Source organism: Amycolatopsis sp. NPDC051106 (genome assembly GCF_040682775.1).
Classification (GTDB): domain Bacteria; phylum Actinomycetota; class Actinomycetes; order Mycobacteriales; family Pseudonocardiaceae; genus Amycolatopsis.
The window spans coordinates 109,576-135,228 of record NZ_JBFBBQ010000007.1 but is presented as its reverse complement, the minus strand read 5'-3'; the positions used below and the strand labels follow the sequence as shown (position 1 = coordinate 135,228).

Here is a 25,653-nt window from a genome sequence, read left to right as displayed (position 1 = left end):
AGGTAACGGTCATCAAATCCACGTCAGGCCAGGCCGAGCAGCGAACCCAGGCTGGTCAGGCTGACGCCGGGGCTGCCGACGATGCCCGGCACACCCCGGGTGGCGCGCTCCTCGGCCAGCTCCTCCGCCGGCCGGTTCGCGTTGGCCGACACGTCGGCGCCGGACGGCGCGACCGGCACCCCGCCGTACGGCGCGTTCTGCGCGCCGCGGACGCTGATCGGGCTGCCCTTCGGTTCGGCACAGTACGCGTCCTCCTTCGCCGGCCTCGGCGAAGTCTCGGCCCCGGTGCGGAACTGCGAGTACGGGATGTAGCCCTTCGTGCAGGACGGCGGGTTGAACAGGTTGAGCACCAGGCCGAGGTGCGCGGTGCCGTCGCCCGGCGCGACGCTGCTGACCGCGCCGGCCAGCGCCGGGTAGGTCACCAGGCCCTGCTCGATGCCGTCCAGCCGGGTCACGGTCAGGTTGGCCGTGGTGAGCAGGTTCGCCGTCAGCGCGCCGAGGCCCGGGCCGGACTCCCGCAGCACCTGGCTGATCTGCGTCGCCACCTGCGGCGTGATGCCGATGAGCTTGCGCAGGTCGCCGTCGGAGTTCTTCAGGGTGCCGGTGAGCTCGTTGAGGCTCTTGCTGAACGACGCGAAGTTCGCCGCCTGGTCGTTCTGCGTGTCCAGCACCTTGCCGCCCTGCTCCAGCAGCTGGATCGTCTGCGGCAGGTACTCCTGCGCGGTCGTGGTGAAGCTGCGCGCGGTGTCGAGCAGCTTCTGCAGGTCGCCGCCGGTGCCGCGGAAGGCGTCGTAGGACTCGTCGACGACCGTGCGCAGCGAGTCGACCGGGACCGACGCGGCGAGCGAGTCGAGGTCGCCGATCAGCCGGTCGGTGCTGACCGGGGTGGTCGTCTTCGCCGCCGGGATGACCGAGCCGCCCGCCAGGTACGGGCCCTTGTCGGCCTTGGGCTTGAGGTCGACGTACTGCTCGCCGACCGCCGACCGGTTGGCGACGACCGCGTCGAGGTCCGCGGGCACCTGCGGCGCCGACGGGTCGATGTTCAGGTCGGCTTCCAGCCCGGTCGGGGTCAGCCGCATCTCCCCCACCCGGCCGATGTTGTAGCCGCGGTAGGTGACTTCGGCGTTGGTGAAGATGCCGCCCGACTCGTTGAGCTGCAGCTTCACCGTGTAGCCGTCGTTGCCGAACACGGTGCCGAGCCCGGCGAACCGGATCAGTGCGTAGACGATCGCGACGACGGAAATGATCGCGAAGGCGACCAACTGGATCTTCGTCCGGCGAACCAGCATCAGCCCGCACCTCCCGACAGGAGCCCGAAGAGGTTCCCGAGCCCCGGCTTCGACTGCCCGGACCGCGGCTGGCCGCTCTCCCCGGGGATCGGCAGCGGCGGGTTGCCCGCCGCGCCCTCGGTGCCGCCGGTCAGCCCGGCCAGCGGCAGCTGCCCGGACAGGATGTTCTGGCGGCTGTTGCCCAGGTTCTCGACGACGGTCTTCAGGTTCAGGTCCACCTTCGCGTACAGGTTGAAGTAGTCGCCCTTGACGCCGTTGACGGCCTGGTCGCTGAACGGGAACGTCAGCAGGAGCTGCAGGGCCTTCGGCAGGTCGTTGCCCGCCTCGCCCAGCTTCTGCAGCGTCGGGGTCAGCGCCTTCAGATCGGCGACGAGGTCCTTCTGCGACCGGTTGACCGTGTCGGTGGCGACGCCGGAGAGGTTGTCCAGCGCCTGCAGCATGGTGACCAGCTGGCCGCGCTGCTGTTCGAGCACGCCGAGGCCGGGCCCGAGGTTGTCGACGGCGCCGACCAGCTTGTCCTTTTGGCCGTTCAGGGTCGAGGACAGCCGGTTGAGCCCGTCGATGGCCCGCGTGATGTTCCGCGACTGCTGGTCGAGGTTCGTGACCAGCTGGTTCGCGTTGTCCAGCAGCGCCTTGATGTCCGGCTCGCGGCCGGACGTGGCGTTGTTGAGCTCCTTGGTGATGGTGTTGAGCTGGTCGACCCCACCGCCGTTGAGCAGCAGCGACAGCGCGCCGAGCAGCTCTTCGACCTCCACGCTGCGGTTGGTCCGGGCCAGCGGGATGGTCGCGTTGTCGGCGAGCTTGCCCTGGGCCTGGTCGTCGCCAGGCGAGGCCAGCTCGACGTACTTCTCGCCGAGCAGGCTCGACTGCTTCACGTTGGCGATCGCGTTGGCCGGCAGCTTGATGTCACCGTTGACCCTCAGCGTGACCAGGGCGTGCCAGCCGTCCTTGGTGAGCCCGACGTTCTCGACGCGGCCGACCGGCACCTCGTCGACCTTCACCCCGGCCTGCGGGGTCAGGTCGAGCACGTCGCGGAACTCGACGTTGACCGTGTACGGGTGGTCACCGAGGTCGGCGCCGCCGGGCAGCGGCAGGTCGTAGATGCCGTTGAAGGCGCAGCCGGACAGCGTCAGCGCGGACACCGTCACGAGCGCTCCCACGCTCAGCAGCTTCCTCACCGGCCACCTCCGTAGAGCTGCCCGGCGATGGGCAGCGGCAGCGGCGGCAGCTGGCCCGCCTGCAGCGCCTGGACCGTCTGCGCCAGGGACGGCAGCGGGACGATCCCGTCGACGACACCGGCGATGCCCTCACAGGCGTTGCCGAGCACGTCCGGGATGCCCTTGCCGGCCTGCTTGAGCAGCCGGCAGATCATCACCAGCGGCGGCTGGGTCAGCTCGTTGAGGTTCGGCCGGGCGTCGAGCGTGCCGGCCGAGCCGTTGTAGGTGTTGACCAGGTTGCTCAGGCCGACGGGCGCGACGTCGAGGATCTCGGCGAGCGAGCTGCGCTGGTCGACGAGCACCTTGGTGATGCCGGCCAGCTTGTCGACGTTGGACTTGAGCCGGTCGTGGTTCTGGTCGATGAACGCCTGCACCGAGGTGAGCGTCGTGCCCAGCTGCTGCACGGTCGCGGCGAGGTTGTCCTTTTCGGACGCCAGGTAGCCGCTGACGTCGGCGAGCTGGCTCTCGAAGCTGCGGACCTGCTTGTCGCTGTCGGCCAGCGTCTGCGAGAACTTGCCGAGGTTCTCCACGGTGGAGAACAGGTCGTCCTTGTTGCCCGACAGCGTCCCGGCCGCCTGGCCGAGCTTGGTGATCGTGTCGTGCAGGGCCTGGCCGTTGCCGTCGACGTTGGCCGCCGCGGTGGTCAGCAGGTTCGACAGCGACCCGTTCTTGTTGGCGCCGTTCGGGCCGAGGGTCTCGCTGACCCGGGCCAGGCTGGCCGCCAGCTGGTCGACCTCGAGGGGCACCTCGGTGCGGTCGAGGCCGATGACCGCGCCGTCGGAGATCCGCGGGCCGCCGGTGTAGGCGGGAGCGAGCTGGACGTAGCGGTCCGACACCAGCGACGGCGCCACGATGAGCGCCTTGGCGTCGGCCGGGACGGCGACCGAGCGGTCGTACTCGACCTCGACCTTCACCTGGTTGCCCATGGGCTGGATCTTGGTGACCGTGCCCATGTCGACGCCGAGCATCCGCACGCTGTTGCCCTCGTACAGGCCGACAGCGCCGGCGAAGTACGCGGTGAGGTGGTTGCGGCCGGCGTCCTTGAGGGTCCACCAGATCCCGCCGGCGACGACGAGCGCGAGGACGATCGCGATGGTGAAGCCGCGGGTCAGGGCCGCCCCGAAGCGGGTGTCACTCATTTCGTGTAGCACCCCTCTTCGTTGATCGGGCCGAACGACGGCAGCACCAGGCCGCAGATGTAGTTGTCGAACCAGCGGCCGTTGCCGATGGTGTTGGTGAAGACGCGGATGAACGGCGCGAACTTCGCGATGCCCTGGGCCAGCGAGTCCTGGTTGCGCTGCAGCATCGACGTCAGCTGGTCCAGGGACGTGAGCACCGGGTCGAGCTGCTTGCCGTTGTCGTCGATCAGGCCCTGCAGCTGGGTCGCCAGCTCGCGGGAGCCGTTCAGCAGCGACGTGATCGCGTCTTCGCGCTTCGAGAGCTCGTCGAGCAGCTTGTTGCCGTCGGTGAGCAGCTTCTGCACCTCGGCGTCGCGGTCGACCAGCGTCTGCGACACCTCGCGCGTGTTGGCCAGCAGGTTCGACAGCTGCGTGTCGCGCGAGGCGATCGTGTCCGACAGCTTCGACAGCCCGGACAGCGCGCCCCGCACGTCTTCGGGCGTGTTGGCGAAGGTCTGCGAGATCGTGTCGAAGCTCTGCGCCAGCTGCTTGGTGTCGATGTCGTCGACGGTCTGCGACAGCCCGCGGAACGCGTCGAGCACGTCGTAGGGGGCCATCGTGCGGTCCCGCGGGATCGCGTTCCCCGGGTTCAGCGAGCCCTGGCCCTGCGGGTCCAGCGCCAGGTACTTCTGGCCGAGCAGCGTCTTGATCTTGATCGCGGCGCTGGTCCGGTCGCCCAGCCAGGCGTCCTTGACCTTGAACGACACCTTGACCGACGCGCCGTCGAGCTCGATGTCGCTGACCTTGCCGACCTTGACGCCGGCGACCCGGACGTCGTTGTCCACCTGCAGGCCGGAGGCCTCGCTGAACTCGGCGGAGTAGGTCGTGCCGCCGCCGATCACCGGGAGGTCTTCGGAGTTCAGCGCGGCGATGAACCCGAGGGCCAGGACGGCGATGCCGACCAGCGCGATCGGGACGGGGTTGCGCTTCTGGAAGGACTTCATCCCGTGCACCTCTCCCGGTTGACCGGGATCAACGGGAGCGCGACGTCGTTGATCAGTGGCGGCAAGCTGACGCTCCCGGAGAACTCGCAGGCGTAGAAGTTGAACCAGGAGCCGTAGTCCGCGGTGCGGGTCAGCGTGCTCACCTTGGTCGGCAGGAACTGGATGAAGTGCTCCAGCTCCGGTTCGTTCTTGTTGAGCTGGTTCGTGAGGTTCCCGAGGGCGCTGATGTCGTTCTTCAGCGGCTCCCGGACGTCACCCAGCAGGCCGGACGTCGTCTCGGCCAGGTTGCCGAGGCTCTCGATCGCGTCGCCGATCGGCTTGCGGTCGGCGGCCAGCCCGGACACGAGCTGCTGCAGCTTGACGATCAGGTCGTTGAGCTGCGGGGTGTGCGCGTTGACCGTGTCGAGCACCGAGTTGAGGTTGTCGATGACCTGGCCGATCACCTGGTCCTTGCCGGCGATCGTGGTGGCCAGCGATGCCGTGTGCGACAGCAGGCTTTCCACGGTGCCGCCTTCGCCCTGCAGGACCTGGATGACCTCGTAGGACAGCTTGTTGACGTCGTCCGGGTTGAGCGCGGTGAACAGCGGCTTGAAGCCGTTGAACAGCTCGGTCAGGTCCAGCGCCGGGGTGGTGCGGTCGAGCGGGATCGTGCCGCCGGGCTGCAGGGTCTTGCCGGTGCTGTCGTCGCCTTCGCCGAGCGAGACGTAGCGCTGGCCGACCAGGTTGCGGAACTTGATCTGCGCGGTCACCCCGGCGGGCAGCGTCCGCCCGGCGTCGACCTCGAACTCGACCTCGGCCTGGCGCTTGTCGACGATCTTGACGTCCTTGACCTGCCCGACGCGGACGCCCGCGATGCGGACGTCGTCGTTGGGCAGCAGCAGCGTCGCGTCGGTGAAGCGCGCCTTGTAGGCGTTGGTGCTCGTGGTGTTGATGTTGGCGATGCTGATCCCGAGGATCGTCGTGAACAGCACGGTGACGACCACGAAGATGCCGAGCTTGATCAGCGGTGCGAGCAGTCCCCTCACTTCACCGTCACCTCCGCCCCGCGGTAGAGCGGTCCGACGAGCAGCGAGCTCCAGCCCGGGACGTCGGCGGAGTCCATGCCCAGCTGCGGGCCGAGGAGGTCGGCCAGGAAGCCCTGCTCCGCGGGCGAGTAAGCCAGGTCGCCGCCACTACCGTTGCCGCCGGCCGCGTCGGCCTTGAACTTGGCCGGGTTGAGGCCGTCGCCGACGGTCTTCGGCGCGGTCTGGTGCTTCGTGCCGTCCTGGAACGCGCCGTCCGGCGGCTCCGAGGGGAACGGCTTCGGGAGGTCCTTCATGTCGTAGCACCGCGGGCCGCGCTTGTCGTCGAACCGCGGCTCTTCCTTGCCCGCCTGGTACGGCGCCCGCGGCACGATGATCTCGATCGTGGCGTGCAGGCCGGGCTGGTTGGTGCCCTTGCCCAGCGCCTGGTCGATCAGCGGGACGTTGTCGGCCATCTGGGAGATCACGCAGGGGTACTCCGGCGCGTACTTCGCCAGCAGCTCGGCCGTGGGCCGGGCGGTGTCGGCGAGGGAGATGATGTTCTCCTTGTTGTTCTGCAGGAACGTCTGCAGGTCCACCGAGGCCTGGGTCAGGCTGCCGTAGAGGTTCCACAGGTTCTGCTGCTGGTCGACGACGGTCCGGGTCGTCGTGCTCAGGTTGTCGAGGCTCTGCACCAGGTCCGGCGCGGCGTCCTTCAGGTGGTCGGAGAACTCCGCGAGCGCCTTCAGGTTGTGCTGCAGCTCCGGCTCGTGCGGGTTCAGCTCGCCGATGTAGGTGCCCAGCTGCGTCAGCGTGTCGCCGAGCTGGTCGCCGCGGCCCTGCAGCGCGGTCGAGATCGCGGTGAGCGTCGCCGACAGCTTCTGCGGCTGCACCGCCTGCAGCACCGGCATCAGGTGCTCGAACGCCTGGTCCAGCTCGATGGCGCTCGACGTGCGGTCCTGCGGGATGACGTCGCCGCTGGCCAGCGTCTTCGCCGACGGGTCCTTCGGGATCTCCAGCGAGACGAACCGCTCGCCGAAGAGGGTCTTCGGCAGGAACCGCGCCGAGACGTTCGCCGGGATCAGCTTCGCCGACTCCGGCTTGAGCGCGAGGGTCAGCTCCGCGCCGTGGTCGGTGGCGACGATGTCCTGCACCGAGCCGACGATCAGCCCGCGCACCTTGACGTCGGACTGCTTGATCAGCTGGTTGCCGATCTTGTCGGCCTGCAGCTTGACCGTGACGACGGGCGTGAAGGCCTTGTCGTAGAGCTCGATGGACAGCGCCACCCCGCCGACCATCACGGCGATGAGCAGCAGGCCGAGCAGCCTGCGTCGGAGCGTCCTCATCCCGCGATCCTTACCGTGACGTCGGTTCCCCAGATGGCGAACCCGATGAAGAAGTTCATGATCGACACCGTGACGATGGAGAGGCGCACGGCCTTGCCGACCGCGACGCCGACACCGGCCGGGCCACCGGTCGCCCGGTACCCGAAGTAGCAGTGCGACAGGATGATCAAGACGCTGAAGATCAGCACCTTGATGAACGAATAGAGCACGTCCTGCGGTGGTAAGAACAGGTCGAAGTAGTGGTCGTAGGTACCGGCCGACTGGTTGTAGATGTAGATCACGACCAGTCGTGACGCGAGGTACGAGCTCAGCAGGCCGATGATGTAGAGCGGGATGACCGCGACGAACCCGGCGATGATCCGCGTGGTCACCAGGTACGGCAGGCTCGGCACGCCCATGACTTCCAGCGCGTCGATCTCCTCGGAGATCCGCATCGCGCCGAGCTGCGCGGTGAACCCGGCGCCGACGGTGGCGCTCAGGGCGAGGCCGGCGACCAGCGGGGCGATCTCGCGCGTGTTGAAGAACGCCGTCAGGAAGCCGGTGAAGGCCGACGTCCCGATCGAGTTCAGCGCCGAGTAGCCCTGGAGGCCGACGAGGACACCGGTGAACAGCGTCAAGCCGACCATCACGCCGACCGTGCCGCCGATGACGGCGAGCGAGCCGGACCCGAAGCTCACCTCGGCCAGCAGCCGGAGGACTTCCTTCGTGTAGCGGCGCAGCGTCCGCGGCGTCCACAGCAGAGCGCGGCCGTAGAACGACATCTGGTCGCCCAGCGTGTCCAGCGTCTGGAGGGGTCGGTTGGCGACGCGCTTGGCGCCCTGGAGGAACGTCATGGCGCTAGTCCAGCTTTCCGGGCACGATCTGCAGGTAGATCAGGGTGATCACGAAGTTCACGACGAACAGCATGAGGAACGTGATGACCACCGACTGGTTCACCGCGTCCCCGACGCCCTTCGGGCCGCCGGAGGGGTTGAGGCCCCGGTAGGACGCGACGACGGCGGCGATGAACCCGAAGATCAGCGCCTTGAGCTCACCGACCCACAGGTCGGGCAGCTGCGCGAGGGCGGAGAAGCTCGCCAGGTACGCCCCCGGCGTCCCGCCCTGCAGCACGACGTTGAAGAAGTAGCCGCCCAGCACGCCGATGACGCTGACCATGCCGTTGAGCAGCAGCGCGACCAGCATCATCGCGAGCGTGCGCGGCACGATCAGCCGCTGCACCGCGGAGACGCCGAGCACCTCCATCGCGGCGATCTCCTCGCGGATGGTCCGCGCGCCGATGTCGGCGCAGACGGCGGAGCCGCCCGCGCCCGCCACCAGCAGCGCGGTGACCAGCGGACTGGCCTGCTGCACGGTGGCGAGCACGGAGCCCGCGCCGGTGTAGGACTGCGCGCCCAGCTGCCGGGCAAGCGAACCGAACTGCAGCGAGATGACCGCGCCGAACGGGATCGCCACGAGGGCCGTCGGCAGGATGGTCACGCTCGCGATGAACCACGACTGCTGGATGAACTCCCGCAGCTGGAACGGGCGCTGGAAGATGCCACGAACGATGTCGAGGCCGAGGGCGAACAGGTTCCCGGTTTCGCGGAGCATGCCGATTCCGGGGATCTTCGCCTGTGAAGCGGGAGAGCTCACCGGCCACCTGGCCCGTTGTTCGGCGGCGGTGGCATCCGGCGCGCGCCCGGTCTCGGCGGCTGGCCGCCGGGGATGCGCGCGACCTGGTCGGCGGGCAGCTGGCCGTGGTGCTGGTTCGGGACGCCGTCACCCTGCCGGGCGCCCGCCGGGACCTGCTGCTGTTGCTGCTGCTGGGCCTGCGCGACCAGCCGCGGGCTGACGCCGTAGTGGCGCTGCTCTTCCGGGCTCAGCGAGGCGATGATGCTCTCCTGCGCGGCCTGCGGCAGCCGGTGCATGATCTCCATGACGCGGTCCTTGCGGCGGACCGCGCCCATCCGCGTCGGCACTCCCGGCGTCGTCTGCATCTGCGGCGGCACCCCGGTGACGTCCTCGACCCCGCCCGCGTGGTGGCCGGCGTCGAACATCGCCTGCTCGGCGGCCATCTGGGCGTGGTCCTTCTCCTCGGACATGCCGATCGGGCCCTGCATCTTGCCGTTGAGGAACTGCTTGACGACCGGCTCCTCGCTGGTCAGCAGCACCTCGCGCGGGCCGAACATGACCAGTTCCTTGCGGAAGAGCATGCCCAGGTTGTCCGGCACCGTGCGGGCCAGGTTGATGTTGTGCGTGACGATCAGGAACGTCGCGTCGATCTGCGCGTTGACGTCGAGGAACAGCTGCGAGATGTAGGTGGTGCGGACGGGGTCGAGGCCCGAGTCCGGCTCGTCGACCAGGATGATCTCCGGGTCCAGCACCAGGGCGCGGGCGAGGCCGGCGCGCTTGCGCATACCGCCGGAGATCTCGCCCGGCAGCTTCTTGTCGGCGCCGTTCAGACCGGTCATGTCGAGCTTCTCGAGGACGATCCGGCGGATTTCCGTCTCGGACTTCTTCGTGTGCTCGCGCAGCGGGAAGGCGACGTTGTCGTAGAGGTTCATCGAGCCGAACAGCGCGCCGTCCTGGAAGAGGACGCCGAAGAGCTTCCGGATCTCGTACAGCTTGTGCTCGGAGCAGGTGACGATGTCCACCCCGTTGATCACGCAGCGGCCGCGGTCGGGCTTGAGCAGGCCGATCATCGACTTGAGGAACACCGACTTGCCGGTTCCGGACGGTCCGAGCATCGCCGACACTTCGCCCGGAGGCAGCGTCAGCGTGACGTCCCGCCAGATGGCCTGCTTACCGAAGGACTTCGTCAGACCTTCGATGACCACCTCGGCACCCATCGCACCTCCAGGAGCTGTTCCGCGTCATTGCGCCCGCTGCCACACCCATGCCACCCACGTCGGCGGCGGGGTGCGGGTCCGGCGCCCCAAGAACCCGCGTCAACCAGGTGCAACGAGCTGAGTGCGAACAGGTTACTCACCAGTTTTCTTTTCTGGCCAGCCCTCGTTCCATCGTCACCCCGCCGTGATCGGCAACTGCAGGCACGGTAGTCCATTCGGGGCAACGACGCAGAACTCTCGAGCCCCGAAACCGCGATTTAGGGACCCGGGGCCAATCGGACACCACTCCTAGGGGATCACCGCGAAAAGCGGCGTCGGCCAGCGGAAACGCATCGAGCGCTCCGGGCAAAACGGAAGGGGCGGGCATCCGCGTGGATGCCCGCCCCTTCTCGAGGTGGTGCACAGGCGCTCACGCGCCCGGAATCACTTGATGGAGATCTTGGCGCCCGCAGCCTCGAGCTTCTCCTTGGCGGCCTCGGCGGCCTCCTTGTCGACCTTCTCCAGGAGGGCCTTGGGAGCGGCCTCGACCAGCTCCTTGGCCTCCTTCAGGCCCAGACCGGAGACGACCTCGCGGACGACCTTGATGACCTGGATCTTCTTGTCGCCGGCGCCCTCGAGGACGACGTCGAACTCGTCCTGCTCCTCGGCGACCGGGGCAGCGGCACCGGCCGGGCCGGCGGCGGCGACGGCGACCGGCGCGGCGGCGGTCACGTCGAAGACCTCTTCGAACTCCTTCACGAACTCGGACAGCTCGAGGAGGGTCAGCTCCTTGAAGGCGTCGATCAGCTCGGCGGTGCTCAGCTTCGCCATGATGGCTTCCTCTCAGAAAAACGAACTAGACGTTCGGGGTGGGGGGTGTTCAGCTCTCGGCGGGTGCTTCGGCTGCTTCGGTACCGGTGGCGTTGCGCTGCTTCTCCTCCAGCGCGGCAGCCAGGCGGGCGACCTGGGACGCCGGCGCCTGGAACAGCGCGGCGGCCTGGGACAGCTTCGCCTTGAACGCGCCCGCCGCCTTGGCGAGCAGGACCTCACGGCTGTCGAGATCGGCGATCCGGTTGATCTCGTCCACGGACAGCGCTTTGCCGTCCATGTAGCCGCCCTTGATCACAAGCGCGTTGTTGTCCTTCGCGAAGTCGCGAAGCGCCTTGGCGGCGTCGACAGCCTCACCCTCGACGAAGGCGATGGCGGTCGCGCCGACGAACAGGTCCTCGAGCCCCGTGACGCCCGCGTCTTCGGCGGCGCGCTTGACGAGGGTGTTCTTCGCGACCCGGTACTTGGCACTGGTGCCGAGAGCGCGGCGCAGCTGGGACAGCTGGGACACGGAGAGGCCGGTGTACTGGGTAACGACGGTGGCCGAGCTGGTGCGGAAGCTCTCCGCGATCTCGGCGACGGCCGCCACCTTGTCGGGCTTCGCCATGGTCGCCTCCTCTCTTGGCTAGTGTTTCCACTGGCACCGAGGGGCCCCCGAAACGACGAAACGCCCTCGCGCAAGCAGGCGCGGGGCGTCATCCCGGCACACGTGCCGGGGCCTCGTTCCTCCTGCGCGGGCCGCCCGGCGAGTGCGGGACCTTCGTTCCCCGTTGAGGCGGGGAAAACCAGCGGTCTTCGGTAGAACGTCTTCAACTATACCCGGCTGGTTCTCGAGGCTTCCTCGGGCCCCCGTCCTGACCTGCGTTTAGGGCGGCTGGGGGTTCCTTGGTGAGCTCGGGAGGGCATCATGGTCACGTGGCGGAGCAGCGCGATGACGGAAAGCCGGGCTCGGACATCGAACCGGCGGGCTCGAACGCACCCACGCCTCCCGGCGGTAACGCTCAGCCGCCGGCTTCCCCGCCGCTGCCCCAGCCCGGCAGCGCCCTCACCCCCGGCCAAGGCTCTTCGGCCCTCCCCCAGCCTTCCGGCGGCACGCAGCCGCCGATGGACCCGGCGGAGCTGGAGCAGTTCCGCCGGTTCCAGCAGTTCCAGGACTACCTGCGGTTCACGCAGTCCCAGCAGGGCAACCAGCCGGCACCCGCGCCGGACGCCGGCGTGGTCCAGGCTCCGCCGTCCCAGCCTGTTCCGCAGCAGGGCGCCCAGCCGCCGATGATTCCGCCGGGCTACGAGCTGGTCCCGACCGAGCGCCGCCGGGCGCCTCGCTGGCTCAGTTGGCTGGGCAAGAAGGTGATCGCTTGGGTGCTGGCGATCGTGATCCTCGGCCTGGCGGGAACGTGGCTGTACAACCACTTCTTCCCGAACGACGCCGGAAAGACGTCGGCCCAGCTGGCCCAGGAGGGCGGCGGGAAGTACCACACGAACCACGTGTTCTCGACGAACCCGTACGAGGCGGTGCGGTTCGTCTACCACAACATCGCCCAGGGCCGGGTCGCCGACGCCTGCGGCCGCTTCCAGAACGAGGGTCAGCGCGACATCCAGACGCAGTTCGCGCAGGACATCGCGCAGACGTTCCGGCAGAACACCGCCGAGACCGACTGCAAGAAGGCCGTCGAGTTCCTGGCCACCCAGGTGACGAACAAGAACGACTACGCGGAATCCCTGCCGTCGAGCGTCTCGGACCCGCTGCCCGGTGACACCGTGACGATCGATTCCTGCACCTTCGCCATCAGCGGCGGCCCGGCACTGGGCGTCTTCACGGTCTCGAAGGTGGAGAAGGGCCAGTGGCTGATCACCGGCCACGCCATCGGCCCGGCGAAGTGCAGCGGAGTGCCCACGACCACGTCGCCGACCGGCTGAGCCGGCTCGGGGTCCGTGACTCAGCGGGGCTGCGGAGCCGTCAAGAAGGTCACCAGCGCCTCCGAGAACGACGGTGACATCACCGCCGTCATGTGGTCGCCCGGGATGCGCACCAACCGGGCCCCCGCGATGGCTGCCGCCAGGCGCTCCGGCTCCGCCGCCAGCAGGTCCTGATCGCCCGCCAGGACCAGGGTCGGTACACCGATCGACGACAGGTCGAGGTGGCCCTCCTGGGAGGCCAGCGCCACCGCCGCCAGTGCCTGGCGGTCGCCGCCGGTCGCGTCGGCCAGCAACCTGAACGGCACTCCGGACGGCGGGACCGTCGACGGGTCCTCGGCCAGCAAGGCCGCGGCGATCTCCGACGGCTTCACCACTCGCAGGTCGACGCCGCCGAAGTCGACGATGCCCGAACCGACGCCGCCCGTGGCCAGGCAGCGGATGCGCTTGTCCGTCGCCGTGGCCGCCAGGGCGATGATCGCGCCCATCGAGTAGCCGACCAGCGACACCTCGTCGAGGCGCAGCTCGTCGAGCAGGGCCGAAATGTCCCGGGCCATGCTGTCGCCCGTGTAGCGGCACTCGTCGTGGGGCTTCTCCGAACGGCCGTGGCCGCGGGCGTCCAGGGAGATCACCGTCAGGCCGGCTGCGCGCAGCGCCGCGACCACGCCGGTCGAGATCCAGTTCGCGTTCGTGTCGGCCGCGAAGCCGTGTTGGAGCAGCACCGGGTGGTGGGCGGCGGCGCCCTCCCACACGGTGTAGTTCAACCGGAGCCCGTCGAACGACGCGAAAGTCGGCATGACTCCCATGAGACACGAAGAAAGGGCGCCCCCGCAGCAAGCGGGGACGCCCTTTCTGGTGATGTCCGACTCAGGCGTTCGCGTCCTCGGAAAGGAGGTTGCGGGTGCGCAGCGGGTCGACCGGGATGCCCGGGCCCATCGTCGTGGTGAAGGTGACCTTCTTGAGGTAACGGCCCTTCGCCGAGGACGGCTTGGCGCGGAGGATCTCGTCCAGCGCGGCGGCGTAGTTCTCGACCAGCTTCTCCGTGTCGAAGGAAGCCTTGCCGATCACCAGGTGCAGGTTGGCCTGCTTGTCGACGCGGAAGTTGATCTTGCCGCCCTTGATGTCCTTCACGGCCTTCTCGACCGCGGGGGTCACCGTGCCGGTCTTCGGGTTCGGCATCAGGCCACGCGGGCCGAGGATGCGGGCGATGCGGCCCACCTTGGCCATCTGGTCCGGCGTCGCGATCGCGGCGTCGAAGTCGAGCCAGCCACCCTGGATGCGCTCGATCAGCTCGTCGGTGCCGACCGCGTCCGCGCCGGCGGCTTCGGCCTCGGCGGCCTTGTCGCCGACGGCGAAGACGATGACGCGGGCGGTCTTACCGGTGCCGTGCGGCAGGTTCACGGTGCCGCGGACCATCTGGTCGGCCTTGCGGGGGTCCACACCGAGACGCATCGCGACCTCGACGGTCGCGTCCATCTTGGTCTTGGAGGTCTCCTTCGCCAGCTTCGCGGCATCGAGCGGCGCGTAGAGGCGCTCCTTGTCGATGAGCTCCGCAGCCTGGCGGTAAGCCTTGCTGTGCTTGGTCATGCTTCTGTCCTTAACTTCGAAAACGGATCAGTGTGGTGACGAGCCAGCACCTGGCTCTCCCACGGGTAGTGCTGCAGACGTCAGGCGTCGACGACCGTGATGCCCATGGAGCGGGCAGTGCCGGCGATGATCTTCGCCGCCTGGTCGATGTCGTGCGCGTTGAGGTCGGTCTCCTTGGTCTTGGCGATCTCGCGGACCTGGTCCCAGGTGACCTTGGCGACCTTGGTCTTGTGCGGCTCGCCGGAGCCCTTCTCGACACCAGCGGCCTTGAGCAGCAGGCGCGCGGCCGGCGGCGTCTTCAGCTTGAAGTCGAACGACCGGTCCTCGTACACGGAGATCTCGACCGGGACGACGTCCCCACGCTGCGACTCGGTCGCGGCGTTGTAGGCCTTGCAGAACTCCATGATGTTGACGCCGTGCTGACCCAGAGCCGGGCCGACCGGCGGCGCGGGGTTGGCCGCGCCCGCCTTGATCTGCAGCTTGATGATCGCCGCAAGCTTCTTCTTCTTGGGTGGCATTTCTTTTCCTGTCCTGTACTACGTTCCCCGCGTACCTGCCGTGGACGCGGGGACTGCGGCCGAACGGGCGGCCGTCAGATCTTGGAGACCTGGTTGAACGACAGCTCGACCGGGGTCTCCCGGCCGAAGATCGACACCAGGACCTTCAGCTTCTGCCCGTCGACGTTGACCTCGGAGATCGTCGCCGGCAGCGTGGCGAACGGGCCGTCCATGACCGTGACCGACTCGCCGATTTCGAAGTCGACTTCGACGGCCGGGCCGCCGAGCGGGGCCGCGGTCGCGGTGGACTCGCCCTTGCCGCCCTTGGCCGGGGCTTCGTTCTCGACCTTCGGGGCGAGGAACTTCAGGACCTCGTCCACGGTCAGCGGCGACGGCCGCGAGGTGGCGCCGACGAACCCGGTCACGCCCGGCGTGTTGCGCACCGCGCTCCACGAGGCGTCGTTCAGGTCCATCCGGACCAGGATGTAGCCGGGCAGCACCTTGCGCTGCACCTGCTTGCGCTGGCCGTTCTTGATCTCGGTGACCTCTTCGGTCGGGACCTCGATCTGGAAGATGTAGTCCTCGACGTCCAGGGTCGTGGTCCGGGTCTCGAGGTTGGTCTTCACCTTGTTCTCGTACCCGGCGTAGGAGTGCACGACGTACCACTCGCCGGGCGCGGCGACCAGCTCGGCGCGCAGCTTGGCGACCGGGTCCTCGTCGTCCGCTTCGGGCTCGGCTTCGTCGGACGCGGCCTCGGCCACATCGTCGGTGCTGTCCTCGGCGCCATCTTCGTCGGAAGCGGCTTCGTCGACCTCGTCGGACACCTCGACGGGCTCGAGGTGCGCGGATTCCTCGTCACCGAGTGCCGCGTGCACCTGCTCGTCGGAAAGCTCGGTCAGGTCGTGACCGGCTGATGTGCCGTTGTCGGAGGTCACGTTCCGTCCTCTCAGTTGATCATTGCCGGGGTCAGGCCGGGACCTGAGCCCCAATCGGCGCGCGCCGAGGCGCGTCAGCCGAAGATCTTGCCGATGCCCCACTTGAATGCCAGATCGAGCACGCTGACGAGGGCCACCATGAACACCACGAAGGCCAGCACGACGGCGGTGTAGGTGACCATCTGCTTGCGGTTCGGCCAGATGACCTTGCGCAGCTCCGCCCACACCTCGCGGATGAAGCGCACCAGCCGCGCGAACACCGACGCCTTCTTCGGCTTCTGGTCCCGCTTGGGAGTCGGAGCGCCCTTCGCGTCGGAGGCGGCCTTCTCCCCCGACTTCCCGGCCGGCCGGGACTTGTCGTCCGCACGTGCCGCGGACTTGCCCGCCGGGCGAGCGGTCGCACGGCGCTCACGCCTGGCAGCGGCTGTGACGGGACGGGACGGGCTGTCGGGCTTCCGCCCGGTGCCGTCCTGCTCCTGCTCGCCGCCGCTGGCGTCGCTGTCGCTCACGACCACTCCTCTGCTCCACCAGTTCCGTTACGCAGGGGTGACAGGACTTGAACCTGCAACCTGCGGTTTTGGAGACCGCTGCTCTGCCAATTGAGCTACACCCCTGTGGAGCCCCGATCGCTCGGAGCCCCGGAGGACGCATTCCAGCATCCCCACCATCCAGGCGGGGATGACCGTAGTGCGTTCCAAGTCCCGAAGTCTACGGCAAGCCTCACGAGAGCCCGCAACCGCGCCCCCCGATCGACCGCCGCACCCCGGCCGGCCAGCGGAAAACTCCCCGCCGACCACCTGATCATGCCAGGATGTCCGCCATGACGAGCAACCCGGAGTCCCGCTCACCGGTGAGCGGGACTCGGCTCGGCCTGGCGCTGCCCCAGTACGGCGCCCTCGCCGACCCCGCCGCCGTCGCGCGCTTCGCGACCGCCGCGGAGGACCTCGGCTTCGGCTCGCTGTGGGTCGGCGACCGGATCTTGACGCCGCGCGAGCCGTCCGACCTGTACCCGGGCGGCGGGACGCCGGAGCACCCGTACCCCCGCGAGTTCGAGACGTTCGCGGACCCGTTCACGACGCTCGCGACCGCGGCCGCCGTGACCCGCACGGCCCGTCTGGGGATGAGCGCGCTGACCGGCCCGGTCTATTCCCCGGTGCTGCTCGCCCGGGCCCTGACCTCGCTCGACCTCGCCAGCGGCGGCCGGCTGGACGTCGGCCTCGGGCTCGGCTGGCTGCGCGAGGAGTACTTCGCGACCGGGGTGCCGTGGGAGCACCGCGGCAAGCGCCTCGACGCGGTGCTCGACGCGCTCGAAGCGATCTGGACCGGCGATCCGGTGGCGCACGAGGGCCCGCAGTGGCGGATCGCGCCGTCGACGGTCGGCCTCCGCCCGGCGCAGGACCCGCGGCCGCCGGTGCTGCTCGGCGGGTTCTCCCCGCCGGCGCTGGCCCGCATCGGGCGCCGGGCCGACGGCTGGCTGGCCGGCTGGATGCCGAAGCAGTACCTGAACGGCCTCTGGTCGGTGGCGCTCGAGGCGGCGGAGAAGGCCGGGCGCGACCCCGGCGCCCTGCGGCGCGTGCTGCGGATCAACCCGCGTGCGGGCACCGGGGTCGAAACGGTCGCGGACGTGGCGCCGTGCCTGGACGTGGCCCGCGAAGAGGGCATCACCGAGGTGCTGGTCGACCTGCACTACGTCGCCAAGGACGTCGACCACGCCCTGGAGCTCGCGGCCGAGCTCGTCAACTCCCGGTAGCGGTCCTGGAGTTTTCCCTAATCACCCGGATCGCCGCAGTAATCAAGGGCCTACTTTCGGTACAAACGAAGGGTGGCGAAGAACAGCGGGGGCGGCTGCCTCGTCGTGGTGCTCGTGGTCGGGCTCCTGGCGTTCGGGTACTACAAGTGGGACCACGGCTCGTCGTCCGCACCGCCCGCCGGCGCCGCCACCGGGGACGGCACCGGCCGCTACGTCGCACTGGGTGACTCCTACACGGCCTCGCCGCGCACCGGGAAGAACGTCGGGACCCCGCCCGGCTGCGACCGGTCCGACGACAACTACCCCCGGCTCGTCTCGGCGGATTTGAAGCCGGCCGAGTTCGACGACGTCAGCTGCAGCGGCGCGACGACCGCCAATTTGACCGCGGCGCAGAAGACGGGGAACGGTTCCAATCCGCCTCAGCTGGACGCCGTGACCGCGAAGACGACGTTGGTGACCCTTGGAATCGGGGGCAATGACATCGGGTTCTTGTCGCTCGCCTCGTCCTGTGCGACTGCGCACCGGTCCTCGTCGCCGTGCAAGGACCGGCTGACCGCCGGCGGGCGTGATCAGTTGGCTGAGCGGATCGATGCCACGGCGCCGAAGGTGGGTGCTGTGCTGGATCGGATCCACAAGCAGGCTCCGAAGGCGAAGGTCGTCGTTGTCGGGTATCCGTCCGTGCTCCCCGATGGGGATGGGTGCTGGCCGGTTCTTCCGCTTGGTGCGGGGGATGTTGCTTACTTTCGCGGGGCTTTGGGGAAGTTGAACAAGATGCTCGAGGACCAGGCTGATGCTCATTCGGCGGGGTATGCCGATACCGCTACGCCCGGGAAGGGGCATGACGTTTGCACTGGTTCGGAGACTCGGTGGGTGGAGGGTGTTGTTGCCGGCCTGCACTCCACTCCGCTGCATCCCAATGCTCGGGGGGAGCAGGGGATGGCTGATGCCGTTCTGGGGGTTCTGAAGCTGTTTTAGACGGTATTGCCGCCGGCACCCCGAAGCCTGATTGTGACTACGGCCGACGTCACCGCGTCAAGGCGGGAAAGATGCCTTGACCCGGTGGCGGCGGCCGTGTTCTGGCTTCGGATCGGGGTGCGGGGGGCGGTCTGGGTCCGCGGTGCCCCGCTTTCGATGCCGTCCCCTGTGGGTCTGCGCCTGCGGCGGGCCTTAGACCCTGACCAACGCCTGCGGCTTGCCCAGGACCGTCTTGCCGTCGAACTTGACCACCAGGTCGATGCGTGCGGTGCCTTCGTCGTTGATCGCCGCTACCTTGCCCGTGATCTCCACCAGCGCGCCCTCTGGTGTGTTCGGGACTACCACCGGGCGGGTGAAGCGGGCGCTGAAGTCGATCAGGCGGCCTGGGTCGCCCAGCCAGTCCGTCACCACTCGGCCGGCCACCGCCATCGTCAGCATGCCGTGCGCGATCACGTCGGGGAGGCCGACCTCTTTCGCGAACTGCTCGTTCCAGTGGATCGGGTTGAAGTCCAGTGCCGCGCCCGCGTAGCGGACCAGCTGGTCGCGGGTGATGCGGACCTCGAGGGCGGGGAGTTCGTCTCCGGTGTTCATGCGTCCTCCCCCCGCACCACGAGCTGGGCCTTCGTGGTGGCGATGTGCGCGCCGTCGGCGTCGGTGATCTCGGCGCGCAAGTTGATGAAGTCGTTGCCCGCCCGGGCCATGATGCGGTCGATGTGCGTCGTCAGCAGCAGCTTGTCGCCGGCGTGGGCCGGGCGGCTGTACGTGAACTGCTGGTCGCCGTGGACCATTCGGGAGTAGTCGAGGCCCAGCTCGGGGTCGGACACGATCGAGTTGATCGAGGCCAGGTTGATGATCGTGAGGAACGTCGGGGGCGCGATCACGTCCGGGTAGCCGGCCGCGCGGGCCGCCTCCGGGTCGCGGTAGAGGGGGTTCTGGTCGCCGATCGCGTCGGCGAACTCCCGGATCTTCTCCCGGCTCACTTCGTAGCTGGTCTGCGGCGGGTACACCCGCCCGGTGAACGACTCGTCCAAGGGCACCCCGAGAGGCTACCGGGCGGCCGACAGCAAGAAGCCGCCCTGGTGGTCCAGGGCGGCTTCTTGAAGCTGGTGAACGCGCTACGCGGTCAGCGGGTTTCCTTGTGCGTCCGGTGCGTACCGCAGTTCGGGCAGAACTTCTTCATCTCCAGGCGATCCGGGTTGTTGCGCCGGTTCTTCTTGGTGATGTAGTTGCGGTGCTTGCACTCTTCGCACGCCAGCGTGATCTTGGGTCGCACGTCGGTGGCAGCCACAGCGTTTCCTTCTCTCTCAGGTCCCGGGGGCCAGCCCCAGTCGTTACCGCGTAGCGGTGGCCGGACTTGAACCGGCGACACAGCGATTATGAGCCGCTTGCTCTGCCAACTGAGCTACACCGCCCTGACAGACGCCCGACCACCGGGGGTCCAGGGGGCGAAGCCCCTGGCGGGGGTCTGGGGGTTCGACCCCCAGAAGGACGCCGCGAAGCGAGCTAGGCTTGCGTTTTCCGCAAGCATAGCCCGCCCACTCGCGAGCCCCTTTACGGAATCGAACCGTAGACCTTCTCCTTACCATGGAGACGCTCTGCCGACTGAGCTAAAGGGGCCTGGCCTCTCGCGAGGACTTCGAAAGATTACCAACCCCCGTCACCCGGCCGTGCAACCGGGGTCCTCAAAGAGCAAAACCTCAGGTCAGCAGGGTCAGCACAGTCTCGGAGTGACGTCCCGGCGAGCGCGCCGTGCGGGCCTGCAGCCACGCCTCCAGGCGGTCCTCCGGCAGCGGCCGCGAGATCAGGTAGCCCTGGGCGACGTCACAGCCCATCGCCTCGAGCTGGTCGCGCGCCACGTCCTCCTCGACGCCCTCGGCGACCACCGTCAGCCCGAGCGAGTGCCCCAGCTCGACGATCGACCGCACCACCGCGAGGTCGCCGAGGTCGGTGCCCATGCCGAGGACGAAGCTCTTGTCGATCTTGACCTGGTCGACCGGCAGCTGCCGCAGGTAGGCCAGCGACGAGTAGCCGGTGCCGAAGTCGTCCACGGCGAGGGTGATGCCCAGCGAGTGCAGCTCGCGCAGGATCGGCAGCGCCTTCTGCGGGTCCGACATCACACCGGACTCGGTCAGCTCGAACGTCAGCAGCTCCGGCGGGATGCCGACGCGCTCCAGCTCGCGGGCCACCTTGTTCGGGAAGTCCTCGTCGGCGAGGTTGCGCACCGACAGGTTGACTGCCACCGAGATCCGCAGGCCCTCGTCGAGCCACTTGCGGCAGCGCTTCAGCGCCTCGCCGAGCACGAACGACGTCAGCACGCCGATCAGGCCGGCCGCCTCGATGGCCGGGACGAACTCGTCCGGGCCGAGCCTGCCGAACTCAGGGTGCACCCAGCGGACGAGCGCCTCGACGCCCGCCACCTGCCGGTTCGGCAAGGTGATCTTCGGCTGGTAGTGGACGCTGACCTGGCCGTCTTCGAGGGACTGCCGGAACTGCGTGACCATCTGGAAGCGGCGCAGGAAGATCTGGCCCATGCTCGGCACGTACCCGCGGACCTCTTCGCCGCCCTTGGTGGCGCGAACGGCCACGTCGGCGCGCTGCAGCAGGCCTTCGATGTCGACGACGTCGCCCGGTTCCTCCGCGGACGTCGTCGCGTAGCCGATCATCGCGTTGGCCTCGACCGAAAGCCGGTCCACCGGGTAGGGCGCGGAAAGCTCTTCGCGCAGCCGTTCCGCCGCCGCGTGGGCGTCTTCGGGCGGGCAGCCGACGAGCAGCGCCGCGAACGACGCGCCTTCGAGACGGGCGAGCGGGACGTCGGGGCCGAGCGCGTCGCGGATGCGGCGGCCGGCGGCGATCACCATCCGGTCGGCCCAGGCGTAGCCCAGCGCGTCGCTGACCGTCGAAAAGACGTCGAGGTCGATCCGCAGCACCACCGCGTTCGCAAAGTCCCGCAACGGTTCCTTCGCCACCTGCCGGAAGCCCGGCCGGTTGAGGTGCCCGGTGAGCGGGTCGTGGTAGGCGTCGTGGCGCAGGGTCGCGAGCAGCCGCCGGTTGTCCAGCGACGTCGCGAGGTGGCTGGCCATCGTGCCGAGCAGCTGGACGTCGTACTTGCCGAAGCCGCGCCAGCGGGACAGCCGGTCGTGCGCCTCGACGACGCCGAGCAGCTGGTTCGCGCTGCGCAGCGGGACGACGAGCGCCTCCTGCGCGCCGCGGTCGAGCAGCGCCGCGCGGACGTCGGGGTTGGCCTCGGTGATCCGGAAGTGCCGGACGTGCGCGCCGGGCAGGCGCAGCAGCGGGTCGTCGGCGGCCGGGTCGGCGGGCGGCAGGTCGTCGCCGGCGACGACGACCCGCATGGTGTCCTTCGGTTCGAGCCGCAGCCGAAGCACGACGCGGCCCGCGGCGAGCTGGTCCTTGATGCGCTCGGCGATCGTGGCCCACTCGCGGACGTCGACCCCGCCGACGAGCTCGTCCGCGCGGCTGGCCGGGCGCGCCGCCGCCTGCTGGCCCGAGCGGGCCACCATCAGGCTGACGTCGGAGAGCGCCTCCATGTCCCGCTGCTCGCGCAACAGGTCGGAGTAGGCCCAGTACAGCGCGGTCAGGCCGAGGAACACGGCGAGCACCAGCGGCCACGCCTTGGGCGTGTTGGAGATGACGAGGTAGCCGGACAGGCCGACCGACGCGTTGACGAACCCGACGACCAGGATCCGCGCGGTCAGCCGGACCGCGGTGCTGACCCGCATCCGGCGCCGCAGGACGCGGACCGCGGCCAGCGCGAGCAGCGTGCTCACCAGCGGCGCGGTGAGCGTGCCGGCCAGCGCGGCGACCCACGGGATCTTGTCGCCGACCCCGGCGCCGACGGCGTACTTGACGAGCCCGGCGACCGCGAAGGCGCCGGTGATCTCGAGCAGGAACGCACCCGCGTTGTAGAGGACGCGGCCGGCGACCTTGCGCGCGAGCAGCGTGCCGATGCCGGCGACCAGGTGCGCGGCCAGCACGACTTCGAACGGCGCGACGAAGAACCCGATGACGAGCGGGATCTCGGTGAAGGAGATGGTCCACGAGATGCCGCTGCGGACGTCGACGTTGATGCCGAGCTGCTCGGCGAGCAGGAACGCGACCGCGAGCACCGGGCCGATCCACAGCAGCCGGCTGTCCCAGTGGAACGGCAGCCAGGACCCGACGGCGAACGCGGCGACGAGCCCGATGCTCAGGACGGCGAAGGTGTACGCACGGAACCGGCGCTCGTCGGTGCGGGCTTCGGCGGATACGGGCGGTGTCCCGGAAGCGGCTCCCGGCCCGGGCTGCGCCTGTGCGACGGCGTCGCCGTGGGCGTTCGTGTCCGGCATCCGACCTTCCCTCCCGGCTTGTCCACCGGCACTGATCCGTGACTTCGGGTGTGGACAAGGGCCATACCGTACCCCGTAGGGCGTACCCGCGTCCCTTTCGAGACAGTAGGAGATCACCCCAGGGTTAACAATGCCTCGATGGCGCTGACCTGCGTGGACCAAGGGGTGAAACGTCGGGTGTAGAGAGCAGGGGTGGCTCCGTACGCACGCCAGTCCGAGTCGCGCTTCAATGTGCCCATGCACAGCGACGTGATTGCCACCGAACACGCGGCACGGCTCGCGGCGGTGGATCCCCTGCTCCCCGGTTCTCTTCCCTTCGAGGCGGCCGAAGGCGCCGTGGTGCTGGAGGTGGCGACCGCCGGCTCGGCCGCGTCCGGCCTCGCCTCGCGCATCCAGGTCGACCAGGACGCCCCCAACGCGCCGTGGCGGGCGCTGACCGAGCACCGGCTCGACCTCCAGCTCGCCGGCCCGCAGCCCGCGGCGGCCCTCGACGCCCTCCTCACCCGATGGGATGAACATCTGCGCGCGGTCGCCGAGCGTGGCGACACCGAGACCGCGGCGATCGTCCCGCGCGCCAGCCGGGACGCCGCCGGCACGCGCGAAATGCTGCACCACGGTTTCGCGCCACTGCGCGTGATCGCGGTCCGCCCGGCCGACCGGACGGACCCGCCGGGCCCGCGTGGCACGCCCGGCGTCAAGATCCGCCGCGCCGAGCCCGGCGACCTCGAGACCGTCGTCTCACTGGGGCTCGAGCTGCACTCCTTCGACGCGCAGTACGGCACGGTCAACCTGCGCCAGGGCGTCGAGGACATCATGGCCAAGGACCTGGCCGAACAGCTGAACCGCCCGGAACCGCCGCTCTGGATCGCCGAGCTGTACGGGCGTCCGCTCGGCATGGTGAACGTCCAGCACCCGGGCGAGACCGGCTGGATCAGCGACCGGGTCGCGGCGGGCCGCGTCGGCTACCTGTCGTCGCTGGCCGTCGCGAAGGAGGCGCGGTCGTCCGGCGTCGGTACGGCGCTGGCCACCCACGCCCACCACGTCCTCGACGAAGAGGGCGCGGACGTCGTCCTCCTGCACCACGCGGCGGCGAACCCGCTGTCGACACCGTTCTGGTACGCGCAGGGGTACCGCCCGCTGTGGACGTACTGGCAGCGTCGACCGGCCGTTCGGTGAACCACTGGCGGATTACCCCAGGTCGCCCGTCCTTATAGGGTGGTTCCCGGAGCAGTGAGGGGAGCCGGAAGTGACCGATCAGCGGGATTCCGCGCCGAGAGCACCCGAAGGCGTCGACACCGAGAAGCCGTCCGCGGCCCGGATCTACGACTGGTACCTGGGCGGCACGCAGAACTGGGCCGTGGACCGCGAGTTCGGCCGGCGCATGGAACAGCAGTGGCCGCTGGTGCGTCCCGGGTCGAAGCAGAACCGCGAGTTCATGAACCGCGCGGTGCGGGCGGCGCTGCGGGCCGGGATCCGGCAGTTCGTCGACCTGGGCTCCGGCGTCCCGACGGCCGGGAACGTGCACGAGGTCGTCGAGGCCGAGCTGCCCGAGGACCACGACGCGACGGTCGTGTACGTCGACTACGAGCCCGTCGCGGTCGCGCACGCGACGCTGATCCTCGAAGAGGAGGCGGCGACGGACTGGGCGGGCATCGTCCAGGCCGACATGCGGGACGCGAAGGCCGTGCTGCGCGCCGAAGAGACGCAGCGGCTCATCGACTTTTCGAAGCCCGTCTGCCTGATGATGATGGCGGTGCTGCACTTCGTCGGGCCGGACGACGACCCCATCGGCCTCCTCAAGGCCTACCGGGACAAGCTCGCGCCCGGGAGCTGGCTGGCGATCTCGCAGATGAGCGAGGGCGACGGGACCGGCGAGTCGCTCGCGGGGCTGCGCTGGTTCGTCGAGCAGTACCGCAAGACCAGCAACCCGGTGTGGCTGCGCGACCGCGAGGAGATCGAGCCGCTGTTCGGCGACTGGCCGCTGCTCGAACCGGGCATCGTGCACCTGCCGGACTGGCGGCCCGACCGCAAGCTCAACGCGCTGGAAGCGGAAGCCCGCCCGTACGCGTGGTGCGGCATCGCGGAGAAGCCCGGCCGATGACCCCGGAGAACACAGCGCCGATCGCTCCCGCCGGGGTCGACACCGACAAGCCGTCCGCGGCGCGGGTGTACGACTGGTACCTCGGCGGGAACCACCACTGGGCGGTCGACCGCGAGTTCGGCCGGCGCGTGGAGAAGGTGTGGCCGCTGATCCGGCCGATCTCGCGGCAGAACCGGGCGTTCATGAACCGCGTGGTCTCCGCCGCGATGGACGCCGGTGTCCGCCAGTTCGTCGACCTGGGCTCCGGTGTGCCGACCGCGGGGAACGTGCACGAGATCGTCCGGGACCTGCTTCCCGAGGGTGAACGCGCGTCGGTCGTCTACGTCGACTACGAGCCGGTCGCGGCCGCGCATTCACGGCTGATCCTCGAGAAGGAAGGCGCGACGGGCTGGGCGGCCCTGGTCGAGCGGGACATCCGGCGGCCGGAGGAGATCTTCGCCGACGACGTCGTGCAGGAGCTGATCGACTGGTCGCGGCCGGTGTGCCTGCTGATGATCACGGTGATGCACTTCGTCGGGCCGTCCGACGATCCCGAGGGCCTGATGGCGACCTACCGGTCGAAGCTCGCGCCGGGCAGCTGGCTGGCGCTGACGCACGGCACGTGCCGCGACGACGCGCCGCCGGAGCGCGCCGCAGAGGTGAAGCGGTTCATCGACGCCTACCGCGACACGTCGAACCCGGCGTGGCTGCGCTCGGCTGAGGAGCTGCTCCCCTGGTTCGGCGGCTGGCCGCTGCTTCCGCCGGGGATGACATCGTTGCCGGACTGGCGTCCCGAAGAGCCTCCGAACGTCATCGATCTCGAGACGCGGCCGTTCGCCTGGTGCGCCGTCGCGCGCCGACCAAGCCTCTGACCTGCACTTTCTTCCTTCGCTGTGGGCGAACGCACTCTCGGAAACAAACACACCCATCGGAGAGTTGAGCTAGGCAGACTCAACTACACG

At 69.2% G+C, this 25,653-nt stretch carries 26 protein-coding genes and 3 tRNA genes; 6 read left to right on the top strand and 23 right to left on the bottom strand.

Annotated features, from left to right (window positions below; all coding sequences use genetic code 11):
- Positions 1-23 precede the first annotated feature (23 nt).
- From AB0M83_RS08460 to rplJ, 11 genes are all read right to left on the bottom strand, one after another.
- Entirely contained in the window at positions 24-1,289 is a 1,266-nt protein-coding gene (locus AB0M83_RS08460; RefSeq protein ID WP_364514408.1) for an MlaD family protein, read from the bottom strand.
- Complete coding sequence (locus AB0M83_RS08455; RefSeq protein WP_364514406.1) at positions 1,289-2,467, bottom strand: MCE family protein; 1,179 nt, start codon at positions 2,465-2,467, stop codon at positions 1,289-1,291. Before AB0M83_RS08455 ends, AB0M83_RS08460 begins: the two co-directional genes overlap by 1 nt.
- Positions 2,464-3,645 carry an MCE family protein gene (locus AB0M83_RS08450; protein WP_364514403.1) on the bottom strand — a complete coding sequence of 394 codons (1,182 nt, stop codon included), beginning with the start codon at positions 3,643-3,645 and terminating at the stop codon, positions 2,464-2,466. The genes AB0M83_RS08455 and AB0M83_RS08450 overlap by 4 nt, the downstream gene beginning before the upstream one ends.
- Entirely contained in the window at positions 3,642-4,628 is a 987-nt protein-coding gene (locus AB0M83_RS08445) for an MCE family protein (protein ID WP_364514400.1), read from the bottom strand. Before AB0M83_RS08445 ends, AB0M83_RS08450 begins: the two co-directional genes overlap by 4 nt.
- Positions 4,625-5,653, bottom strand: coding sequence for an MCE family protein (locus AB0M83_RS08440; protein WP_364514397.1), 1,029 nt, complete (start codon positions 5,651-5,653; stop codon positions 4,625-4,627). The genes AB0M83_RS08445 and AB0M83_RS08440 overlap by 4 nt, the downstream gene beginning before the upstream one ends.
- Positions 5,650-6,975, bottom strand: a complete 1,326-nt coding sequence (locus AB0M83_RS08435; protein WP_364514394.1) for an MCE family protein — start codon at positions 6,973-6,975, stop codon at positions 5,650-5,652. Before AB0M83_RS08435 ends, AB0M83_RS08440 begins: the two co-directional genes overlap by 4 nt.
- A complete protein-coding gene (locus AB0M83_RS08430) occupies positions 6,972-7,808 on the bottom strand; it encodes an ABC transporter permease (protein WP_284747835.1) in 837 nt (278 codons plus the stop codon). The genes AB0M83_RS08435 and AB0M83_RS08430 overlap by 4 nt, the downstream gene beginning before the upstream one ends.
- A 4-nt stretch (positions 7,809-7,812) precedes the next feature.
- Positions 7,813-8,565, bottom strand: a complete 753-nt coding sequence (locus tag AB0M83_RS08425) for an ABC transporter permease (RefSeq protein WP_364514573.1) — start codon at positions 8,563-8,565, stop codon at positions 7,813-7,815.
- 38 nt (positions 8,566-8,603) lie between these two features.
- Entirely contained in the window at positions 8,604-9,803 is a 1,200-nt protein-coding gene (locus tag AB0M83_RS08420) for an ABC transporter ATP-binding protein (protein ID WP_364514391.1), read from the bottom strand.
- A gap of 423 nt (positions 9,804-10,226) precedes the next feature.
- Complete coding sequence (rplL, locus tag AB0M83_RS08415) at positions 10,227-10,613, bottom strand: 50S ribosomal protein L7/L12 (RefSeq protein WP_364370873.1); 387 nt, start codon at positions 10,611-10,613, stop codon at positions 10,227-10,229.
- A gap of 49 nt (positions 10,614-10,662) precedes the next feature.
- A complete protein-coding gene (gene rplJ, locus AB0M83_RS08410) occupies positions 10,663-11,217 on the bottom strand; it encodes a 50S ribosomal protein L10 (protein ID WP_257921889.1) in 555 nt (184 codons plus the stop codon).
- A gap of 308 nt (positions 11,218-11,525) precedes the next feature.
- Here rplJ and AB0M83_RS08405 point away from each other — a divergent pair, with 308 nt between their 5' ends.
- On the top strand, positions 11,526-12,527 hold the full coding sequence (locus tag AB0M83_RS08405) for a hypothetical protein (protein ID WP_364514388.1): 1,002 nt from the start codon (positions 11,526-11,528) through the stop codon (positions 12,525-12,527).
- 20 nt (positions 12,528-12,547) lie between these two features.
- Here the strand turns inward: AB0M83_RS08405 and AB0M83_RS08400 are convergent, their stop codons facing one another.
- The 6 genes from AB0M83_RS08400 to AB0M83_RS08375 form a co-directional block, all read right to left on the bottom strand.
- Positions 12,548-13,321 (bottom strand): alpha/beta fold hydrolase, encoded by a 774-nt coding sequence (locus AB0M83_RS08400; protein ID WP_364514385.1) that lies wholly within the window; start codon positions 13,319-13,321, stop codon positions 12,548-12,550.
- A gap of 70 nt (positions 13,322-13,391) precedes the next feature.
- Positions 13,392-14,111 carry a 50S ribosomal protein L1 gene (rplA, locus tag AB0M83_RS08395; protein ID WP_364514383.1) on the bottom strand — a complete coding sequence of 240 codons (720 nt, stop codon included), beginning with the start codon at positions 14,109-14,111 and terminating at the stop codon, positions 13,392-13,394.
- A gap of 80 nt (positions 14,112-14,191) precedes the next feature.
- Positions 14,192-14,629 carry a 50S ribosomal protein L11 gene (rplK, locus tag AB0M83_RS08390; RefSeq protein ID WP_003079266.1) on the bottom strand — a complete coding sequence of 146 codons (438 nt, stop codon included), beginning with the start codon at positions 14,627-14,629 and terminating at the stop codon, positions 14,192-14,194.
- A 74-nt stretch (positions 14,630-14,703) separates the two neighbouring features.
- Positions 14,704-15,543: a transcription termination/antitermination protein NusG gene (nusG, locus tag AB0M83_RS08385; RefSeq protein WP_364514380.1), complete on the bottom strand. Its 840-nt coding sequence runs from the start codon at positions 15,541-15,543 to the stop codon at positions 14,704-14,706.
- A 74-nt stretch (positions 15,544-15,617) separates the two neighbouring features.
- A complete protein-coding gene (gene secE / locus AB0M83_RS08380) occupies positions 15,618-16,058 on the bottom strand; it encodes a preprotein translocase subunit SecE (RefSeq protein WP_364514377.1) in 441 nt (146 codons plus the stop codon).
- 26 nt (positions 16,059-16,084) lie between these two features.
- Positions 16,085-16,157 (bottom strand) — tRNA-Trp (locus AB0M83_RS08375).
- Positions 16,158-16,363: 206 nt separating this feature from the next.
- On the opposite strand from AB0M83_RS08375, the gene AB0M83_RS08370 reads away from it, so the two are divergent.
- Positions 16,364-17,293: a TIGR03619 family F420-dependent LLM class oxidoreductase gene (locus tag AB0M83_RS08370; RefSeq protein WP_364514570.1), complete on the top strand. Its 930-nt coding sequence runs from the start codon at positions 16,364-16,366 to the stop codon at positions 17,291-17,293.
- Between the two features lie 72 nt (positions 17,294-17,365).
- Positions 17,366-18,268 (top strand): SGNH/GDSL hydrolase family protein, encoded by a 903-nt coding sequence (locus AB0M83_RS08365; RefSeq protein WP_364514375.1) that lies wholly within the window; start codon positions 17,366-17,368, stop codon positions 18,266-18,268.
- A gap of 192 nt (positions 18,269-18,460) precedes the next feature.
- Here AB0M83_RS08365 and AB0M83_RS08360 read toward each other — a convergent pair whose 3' ends face one another.
- The 6 genes from AB0M83_RS08360 to AB0M83_RS08335 form a co-directional block, all read right to left on the bottom strand.
- Positions 18,461-18,859 (bottom strand): MaoC family dehydratase, encoded by a 399-nt coding sequence (locus AB0M83_RS08360; RefSeq protein WP_364514372.1) that lies wholly within the window; start codon positions 18,857-18,859, stop codon positions 18,461-18,463.
- Positions 18,856-19,305 carry a MaoC family dehydratase N-terminal domain-containing protein gene (locus AB0M83_RS08355; RefSeq protein WP_364514370.1) on the bottom strand — a complete coding sequence of 150 codons (450 nt, stop codon included), beginning with the start codon at positions 19,303-19,305 and terminating at the stop codon, positions 18,856-18,858. The genes AB0M83_RS08360 and AB0M83_RS08355 overlap by 4 nt, the downstream gene beginning before the upstream one ends.
- An 86-nt stretch (positions 19,306-19,391) precedes the next feature.
- The gene (gene rpmG, locus AB0M83_RS08350) at positions 19,392-19,556 is read right to left on the bottom strand and encodes a 50S ribosomal protein L33 (protein WP_005152047.1); all 165 of its coding nucleotides are present in this window, start codon (positions 19,554-19,556) and stop codon (positions 19,392-19,394) included.
- Between the two features lie 51 nt (positions 19,557-19,607).
- Positions 19,608-19,680: transfer RNA gene (locus AB0M83_RS08345), tRNA-Met, on the bottom strand.
- 132 nt (positions 19,681-19,812) lie between these two features.
- Positions 19,813-19,885 (bottom strand) — tRNA-Thr (locus AB0M83_RS08340).
- An 80-nt stretch (positions 19,886-19,965) separates the two neighbouring features.
- A complete protein-coding gene (locus tag AB0M83_RS08335) occupies positions 19,966-22,611 on the bottom strand; it encodes an EAL domain-containing protein (RefSeq protein ID WP_364514367.1) in 2,646 nt (881 codons plus the stop codon).
- Positions 22,612-22,848: 237 nt separating this feature from the next.
- Between AB0M83_RS08335 and AB0M83_RS08330 the strand changes: the two genes are divergently transcribed.
- The 3 genes from AB0M83_RS08330 to AB0M83_RS08320 all read left to right on the top strand — a co-directional run bounded on the left by AB0M83_RS08330 (position 22,849) and on the right by AB0M83_RS08320 (position 25,563).
- Entirely contained in the window at positions 22,849-23,787 is a 939-nt protein-coding gene (locus AB0M83_RS08330; protein ID WP_364514364.1) for a GNAT family N-acetyltransferase, read from the top strand.
- A gap of 70 nt (positions 23,788-23,857) precedes the next feature.
- Complete coding sequence (locus AB0M83_RS08325; protein ID WP_364514362.1) at positions 23,858-24,712, top strand: SAM-dependent methyltransferase; 855 nt, start codon at positions 23,858-23,860, stop codon at positions 24,710-24,712.
- On the top strand, positions 24,709-25,563 hold the full coding sequence (locus tag AB0M83_RS08320) for an SAM-dependent methyltransferase (RefSeq protein WP_364514359.1): 855 nt from the start codon (positions 24,709-24,711) through the stop codon (positions 25,561-25,563). The genes AB0M83_RS08325 and AB0M83_RS08320 overlap by 4 nt, the downstream gene beginning before the upstream one ends.
- The last annotated feature ends 90 nt before the right edge of the window (positions 25,564-25,653 follow it).

Bases quoted from the DNA above. Each gene is read 5' to 3' on its own strand.
- AB0M83_RS08460 (WP_364514408.1), bottom strand. From the start codon at position 1,289: ATGCTGGTTCGCCGGACGAAGATCCAGTTGGTCGCCTTCGCGATCATT.
- AB0M83_RS08450 (WP_364514403.1), bottom strand. From the start codon at position 3,645: ATGAGTGACACCCGCTTCGGGGCGGCCCTGACCCGCGGCTTCACCATC.
- AB0M83_RS08445 (WP_364514400.1), bottom strand. From the start codon at position 4,628: ATGAAGTCCTTCCAGAAGCGCAACCCCGTCCCGATCGCGCTGGTCGGC.
- AB0M83_RS08435 (WP_364514394.1), bottom strand. From the start codon at position 6,975: ATGAGGACGCTCCGACGCAGGCTGCTCGGCCTGCTGCTCATCGCCGTG.
- AB0M83_RS08430 (WP_284747835.1), bottom strand. From the start codon at position 7,808: ATGACGTTCCTCCAGGGCGCCAAGCGCGTCGCCAACCGACCCCTCCAG.
- AB0M83_RS08425 (WP_364514573.1), bottom strand. From the start codon at position 8,565: ATGCTCCGCGAAACCGGGAACCTGTTCGCCCTCGGCCTCGACATCGTT.
- AB0M83_RS08420 (WP_364514391.1), bottom strand. From the start codon at position 9,803: ATGGGTGCCGAGGTGGTCATCGAAGGTCTGACGAAGTCCTTCGGTAAG.
- rplL (WP_364370873.1), bottom strand. From the start codon at position 10,613: ATGGCGAAGCTGAGCACCGCCGAGCTGATCGACGCCTTCAAGGAGCTG.
- rplJ (WP_257921889.1), bottom strand. From the start codon at position 11,217: ATGGCGAAGCCCGACAAGGTGGCGGCCGTCGCCGAGATCGCGGAGAGC.
- AB0M83_RS08400 (WP_364514385.1), bottom strand. From the start codon at position 13,321: ATGCCGACTTTCGCGTCGTTCGACGGGCTCCGGTTGAACTACACCGTG.
- rplA (WP_364514383.1), bottom strand. From the start codon at position 14,111: ATGACCAAGCACAGCAAGGCTTACCGCCAGGCTGCGGAGCTCATCGAC.
- rplK (WP_003079266.1), bottom strand. From the start codon at position 14,629: ATGCCACCCAAGAAGAAGAAGCTTGCGGCGATCATCAAGCTGCAGATC.
- AB0M83_RS08370 (WP_364514570.1), top strand. From the start codon at position 16,364: ATGACGAGCAACCCGGAGTCCCGCTCACCGGTGAGCGGGACTCGGCTC.
- AB0M83_RS08360 (WP_364514372.1), bottom strand. From the start codon at position 18,859: ATGAACACCGGAGACGAACTCCCCGCCCTCGAGGTCCGCATCACCCGC.
- AB0M83_RS08335 (WP_364514367.1), bottom strand. From the start codon at position 22,611: ATGCCGGACACGAACGCCCACGGCGACGCCGTCGCACAGGCGCAGCCC.
- AB0M83_RS08330 (WP_364514364.1), top strand. From the start codon at position 22,849: ATGCACAGCGACGTGATTGCCACCGAACACGCGGCACGGCTCGCGGCG.
- AB0M83_RS08320 (WP_364514359.1), top strand. From the start codon at position 24,709: ATGACCCCGGAGAACACAGCGCCGATCGCTCCCGCCGGGGTCGACACC.